General features: G+C 33.9%; 3 protein-coding genes and 1 pseudogene. All 4 read left to right on the forward strand.

What is annotated here, in order from left to right; all coding sequences use genetic code 11:
• Nucleotides 1-1,216 precede the first annotated feature (1,216 nt).
• Nucleotides 1,217-1,744 (forward strand): annotated as a pseudogene (locus tag B371_RS21115) (GNAT family N-acetyltransferase).
• Between the two features lie 133 nt (nucleotides 1,745-1,877).
• Entirely contained in the window at nucleotides 1,878-2,063 is a 186-nt protein-coding gene (locus B371_RS0102480) for a hypothetical protein (RefSeq protein WP_019412736.1), read from the forward strand.
• Nucleotides 2,064-2,572: 509 nt separating this feature from the next.
• The gene (locus B371_RS0102490; protein WP_019412738.1) at nucleotides 2,573-3,244 is read left to right on the forward strand and encodes a permease; all 672 of its coding nucleotides are present in this window, start codon (nucleotides 2,573-2,575) and stop codon (nucleotides 3,242-3,244) included.
• 1,587 nt (nucleotides 3,245-4,831) lie between these two features.
• Complete coding sequence (ltrA, locus tag B371_RS0102495) at nucleotides 4,832-6,640, forward strand: group II intron reverse transcriptase/maturase (protein WP_019412739.1); 1,809 nt, start codon at nucleotides 4,832-4,834, stop codon at nucleotides 6,638-6,640.
• The last annotated feature ends 113 nt before the right edge of the window (nucleotides 6,641-6,753 follow it).

Below are 6,753 nucleotides of genomic sequence, written 5' to 3' on the forward strand. Positions count from 1 at the left end.
GTTCCATTGTGCGCTCCTGCGTGGTCTCACCGAACACGCTTTTCCCGCTGGAGTCGCCGCCTTTCACTACAATCTATTGAGTGTTTTTAAATCAACGGGTATATACAACAAAGCTTTAATAATAAATACAAAAAAATAGTCCTATCTTTAAAAATGACCATCCAATAACATGTAGTAAGATGATGATAAAGTGTCTGTTTTAGAATGTGCATGTGGTTGTCCAGGTTGTTGGAACTTTAGTTTAAAAATTCCGCTTGAAAAAGACAAGGTGATTTGGAAACGATTTTGAACAACCACATAGGAATGTTGATTCTGTTTCTGGTTATATTATGAAAAAATCAAACCTATTGATTTTAATAGACTTCAATATGAAACCGAATTATTTAAGGAGGAGGGATATTGTTAGTTAATATTTACTAACAATATAAGAGTAATTTGTACTTTGGTTCTGTTAATATTATTCTTTTCTTGCAATAACTCTTCAAGTAACGGAACTGTTTAATTTGAAAAACAACTTAATTTATGGAGGTACACATGGGATATATTATGGATTTGAGAAAGTTAGTCGGTAGTCCTAAATTCTTGATAAATTTTAAAATCTTTTTTTATTGCAGAAAAAAATGAACATCATTCCAATAATTAGGAATCGGATCTTGTACCTCGCTCTGTTTCTAGGTTTATTAGCTAATTTAGTTTAAATCCACTATCTTTATTGTTCTTTTCATTCTTATTATGGGAAGTACTGTTGGTTTGAAATAAAGTCACGAAACTTTACCCCTTTGGATTTTTTATCTAATGGGGTGTTTCGTTGTAAAAGGACTTACTTACTTAATTAAATAGTTCCGTGTAAACTGAAATTATAGGATAATTGAAATGATATATTGAAGTTTGTTAAAAAATGTACTTAAACTAACGCAAGCAGTTTTGTTCAAGAAGAAGGAGTTTAATTGAAAGGTGTGTAATAAGCAAAAAAGTAGATATGAGGTTGGATAATATTTGAGTGATAAAGCTTATAATTTAATCAAGGCAGTATGTTTAATTGTCATCGCTTGTTCAATTGAGGTCATCAATTACATGTTATTTGATATAGCTAGTGTGATAGGGAATAAATAATCATCTTATTGAACTAACGAAAGCAGTTTAAGAGAATAAGTCCAAACTCAAAAAATTGGGTTTAAGTCTAATAATTAAAGTGTTACTTAAGGGGATTAGAGAGATGAGAACAGCAGAATTACCGAAAGTTCAAGTAAGAGAATTAACTCTTGAAGACGTGGAAGACAATGGTGTTTAGATAAAGAAGTGACCAAACACTTGAATATGCCAGAGAAGTATCCACCGTTTAGCAGGGTAGAAACCCAAAGTTGGATTGAAATGTGCATTAACAAAACAAATGGATATGAACAAAAAGCGATTGTAACAGAAGAAGGAATACATATTGGTTGGGTTGATTTAAAGAACATAGATAAGATAAATAGACACGCTGAGGATTGCAATTGGTGATAAAAAATATTGGGGTAAAGGATTTGGACTTGCTGCAATGAAAGAAATGCTTATATGGGGATTTAACGAATTAGGACTAAACAAAATTTGGTTAAGAGTCGAAGTGGATAATGAAAAAGCCATTAAATCTTATATTCGTATGGGTTATGTAGAAGAAGGTATTTTAAGACAAGACCGATTAAGAAATGGTGAATTTGTTGACCGTGTAAGAATGAGTATTCTTAAACAGGAATTCTTTAAGTAACGGGGGGCGTTGATCCAAGAAGGATTAAAGCTTTTATTGTTGAACTAATTGAACTAAGGAAAGGAGGTTAGTTGAAGAAGGGCTGAAAAATTTGACTGATGTTATAGTTTGTATATAAATGGGGAGATATGAATTGAAGAGAACTAAGATTTTCGAATGGATTGAATGGATTGGTTTTATTATCGTTTTTGTTTCGATAGGTGTTAATGCTTCTATTCGTCACGATGGTATTACAACTGGTACAGGCATTAATTTAAGCGTAATCGGAATAATTGTAGGTGCAATTCTTACTTTTACTTTTTACTTTATTAGGAAATAAATAAGCACATGAATCAATTACTATTAACTAAATTAAGCCCCTAATAATCGAAATTAGGGGCAAACAAGATGAGCGTCTAAAAAAAGAAAATTATTATTTAGTCCTAAAAATCAGCCAGAATACATCAGGTCGATATGAAAGTGTTTAACATTTTTTCTTTTTGCATTTTCTATTATCAGCGAATATTGCGATAAAGGTACCGGACAAAACAGTCATCCATAAAATGAGTTCCATTTTTTCATCTCCTGTTCGTAAGTTTAATTAGTATACGTCTTATAAGAATAAAGGATTCACTAAAGATACAATACGACCAAAATATTTATTAACGATGGAGTACAGGGATAAAATTGCTTTTTCAACTAACGAGGTGCAATTGTTCAATAAGAGCAGTCGCTTTTTCACTAACGCCGTAGGTTAGCTTAAAAAACCTATATAATTATGGTTTTGCAACAAGTCGGTGTTAATCGATAATAAAGTTCTTTCATTACAAGAAGTAGGGTGATAAGTCAATGATAGGAATAAGTATAGCGACGAAATGGGAATATGAAGCGACATTGGAATACTTTAGCATAAAAGATAACGAACGTTTCGATTATCCTTATGGCGAGTATTTCATGAGGACAATTAATGATACTGAGCTTGTTTTTTATAGTACCGGGGTAAGAAAAGTAAATGGTGTTGGTGGTAATCAGTATATGATTTCTAAATTGAATTTAACTAAAGTAATCGTTGCTGGAACATGTGCTGGAATAGATGATAAGTTCAGTAATTTGGATATTTTAGTACCCGATAAAGCCGTTCAATATGATTGCACAGTAAAAGAAATTGAGCCTTTTATTAAACAATCCTTTATAGTCGATATTGATTTATCAAAATATGGAAATGATTTTTATACCGGAACAATTGGCACCGCTGATAAAGCAGTAGTTATGTGGAAGGACTATTTAGAACTTAAAGAAAATAAAATAATAATAGCCGATACAGAAGCGGGTGCAATTGCTTATATCTGTAAGAAGAATGATGTTGAGTGCATTATTATAAAAGGAATATCTGATTTTCCAAAAGAAGAAAGTAACTCTGATAAATTACAATCAAACATGGAACAAATTAATATTTATTTAGAAAACACCCCCAAAGTTATGAACAAAATATTTGGCGAATATTTAAAGAGATTTATTTAAATAAATTTAAAGTTGATAGAAAGATTGTGATTGTTGATGAAACTTTTCTTTTAATGAGGTCTCCTTTGTTTTATTTTCAATAGAAAGATTGTGAAAAAATGTACTTATACTAACGGAGTGCTTATCTACAGTATGTTTTTTCACCGTATTTAACGTATGTAATGATAAAAATATACCAGATTTCTAACTGTGTGGAAACATTATATACGGTTAGTTTATAGTATCCAACGTATTCAATGGTATTGGGAAATTGACTTGGGTAAGTGGAGAAAGAATAACCTTGAAGTTAAGTGTGGAAGTGTATTTCTTCCACACTTAACTTCAAGGACAGTAAGCGAAAGCGCGGTAGGTGTGATAGATAGGCTTGTTGCCTGATGGAAAAAATGCTAAAGCCTTTCGGGATCAATTGTACCCATGGGAGGGATAAGTCATGTCCTAAAAACGTGTATCTATGACTACATGTAATCATAGATAAAGGCGCATTCTTTCAACTTTTTTGAGCGGATACTGTAGATAAGCACTCTTTAGCACAAGAACGAAGATTTTGAAAAAGGTTGGTTTCTTAAACTAACGGGGCAGCGCGACAAGTTTTGTTATAAGCACTAATATGTGAAAAAACAAGGGATTTCTTCGGAAATCCTAACTTTACAACCGAGGATAGGAATGATAAAACCATGTATTTTGAAACTATCCCATTGATACTCCTGCATGCGTCATAATAGACAGATTATGGGGTCTGAAGCTCAGGTGAAGTCGGCAGAACAAAGGCTAAAGCCACTCCTCACGGAAAAGGTATGCCAATGGATATGCCGGATGGCTGAAAAACTAGATATGGTGAGAATCTTCTTATAGAAAAGAACAGACGAACTTCCGAATGTACAGGTGTGTGACTTGTTCAGCTATAACCGATAAATTACGGGAAAAGCTGGGGTTTATCTACTATTAAATCTAACTTACTATCTGATATCTGGAATGATGAAACCATGTTTTTTCCGAAACAGATACATTGATACTCCTACATGCGTCTTATTTGACAGGAATAAGAGGTTTGAAGCTAGGTAAAGTCGGCTGAATCTAACCTAAATCATCATTAATTAGAAGACATGGTTAGAGATAGGTCGGATGGCTATAATTTGTCTATGGTGAGAATGACCATTAGGTCTGACAAAGTTTCGAATGTAAGGGTCTAAAACATTATAATGTGTGAAAACCATTACTAGTTTATACACTAGGTAAGTTATCGAAGAGTAAGAATGCCCGTTATGAAATTCGTTCAGTAGACAAAGGTACTGAAAAGACTTACAGGCTTAGAGAAACCACCTAACGACATTAATGGAAAGCTAGGATAGTAGGAACAAGGAAAGCAAGGAACGTCGTAAAGGGCTGTCACCTTGACGGTTACTATAAGGAGTAATCCGAAATGTATTTACTCTTGTGAGAGTAGGGGTATGACCAATGAAGCTTTTGTAATGGAAGTGAAGGAATAGCCCCAAGTCTTTTTTTTTTAAGGAAAACTGATTTTCTAAAAGGTTAATTGCAATGATCAGGTATGAAGATGGGAAATGTCCCCCGAAGGGAGGATCCATCATGCAAACAACATTACGATACTGGGAGTATTACAAGCTAACGGATACTTTCAGCGATTTCTACGAGAGAGCGAAAAATAAGGAAGATTTCTCTAGGTTATATGATGTTATTACTTCAAGAGAAAATATCCTTCTAGCATATCGTTCAATCAAAACAAATAAGGGTTCTATGACAGCAGGCACGGATGGATTAACTATTAACGACTTTAAGGACTTAAAACAAGAGAGACTTGTTAGCTTAATTCAATCCAAACTTACAAATTATCAACCAAAGACGGTTAGACGAGTCCTTATACTTAAACCGAATGGTGACAAACGTCCACTAGGCATTCCTTGCATGATTGATAGAATTATTCAGCAATGCTTTAAACAAGTTTTAGAGCCGATTGTTGAAGCACAATTCTATAAGCATAGCTATGGATTCAGACCCTTACGGTCTACCCATCACGCAATTGCTAGAGCAAAACATCTTATAAATAGTGGCAATCTCCACTTCGTAGTAGATATCGATATCCGAGGATTTTTCGATAATATTAATCACACACTACTCCTAAAGCAAATATGGAATATGGGTATAAGAGATACAAAAGTATTACGGATAATCAGCAAGATGTTGAAAGCTGAAATAGAGGGCGAGGGTAGGCCATCAAAAGGAACTCCGCAAGGAGGTATCCTATCACCTATGTTATCTAATATTGTTTTAAATGATATTGACAATTGGATATCAGGCCAATGGGAAGATTTCGAGAGCAAACATAATTATTATGATAAATCCAATAAATATAAAAGCCTCAAAAAATCTAACCTTAAAGAGGGTTACATTGTTCGTTATGCAGACGACTTCAAAATCTTCTGTCGTGACTGGAGAACTGCCCAAAAGTGGTACCATGCCGTGAGGCTCTATCTAGAAGACCGTCTAAAGTTGAATATTTCTACAGAGAAATCACAGATTGTAAACTTACGAAAACGAGCATCAGAATTTCTAGGTTTTACAATTAGAGCTGCTAAGAAAGGCAATAAAAGGGTTGCACACTCCGCTTTAAGTGCTAAAAAGAAAAAACAGTTAAAGAAGGATGGGAAAGAACGGATTAAACAAATCCAAAGAAGTCCATCTATTAAAACTGCACTTCTTTATAATAGCTGGGTACTAGGTATTCATAGCTATTTCAATAAAGCAACCCATATAAGCCGTGAATTCAATATAATTGCCTATCAATTAAGTAGAACCCTATATAATCGTCTTAGAACTATTGGGAAATATGAATATCCTAGTAGACCGCCACCAAATTACAAGAAATTTTATTCTTGTAATTATCGAACTTTCAAAGTAGCAGATGTGTATCTCTATCCACTTGCGAACGTAAATCATGTTTGGCAAGGACAATTTAGCCAAGAGATAACACCTTACACTCAAGAAGGTAGAGTAGTTTTATACAAAAGGTTAAAAGGAAATATCATAGAGGAAATTAGGAGACTAATGGAATCGAACATACCTAATAGAAGCGTGGAATATCTAGATAATCGTCTTAGTCGTTACAGCATGAAAATGGGTAAGTGCGAAATTACTGGGATATGGTTGACAGCTGAAGCTGTCCATTGTCATCACTTCAATCCTACATCTCTAGGTGGAACAAATGAATTTAAAAATTTGAGAATCCTACATAAAGACGTTCATAGATTAATACACGCAACGGAAACTGAGACGATAAAAACTTATATTACTAGATTAAAAATTAGTGATAAGCAAGTTGGAGAAATCGATAAATATCGTGAAAATTGTAACCTAGAACCTATCGGTAATTACTTTTAAAAGATGGAACGCCGTGTGCGGTAAAAGTCGCACGCACGGTGTGGCGGAGGGGAAAAGGTGGAGATATTATCAAAGCCTTACCTATTCCAATCTAAAGTTAGAACATGAGGAAA

The organism is Paenisporosarcina sp. TG20 (assembly GCF_000286315.1).
Lineage (GTDB): Bacteria > Bacillota > Bacilli > Bacillales_A > Planococcaceae > Paenisporosarcina.

Excerpts from the sequence above, each read along its gene's own strand:
- B371_RS0102490 (WP_019412738.1), top strand. The coding sequence starts at position 2,573 with ATGATAGGAATAAGTATAGCGACGAAATGGGAATATGAAGCGACATTG.
- ltrA (WP_019412739.1), top strand. The coding sequence starts at position 4,832 with ATGCAAACAACATTACGATACTGGGAGTATTACAAGCTAACGGATACT.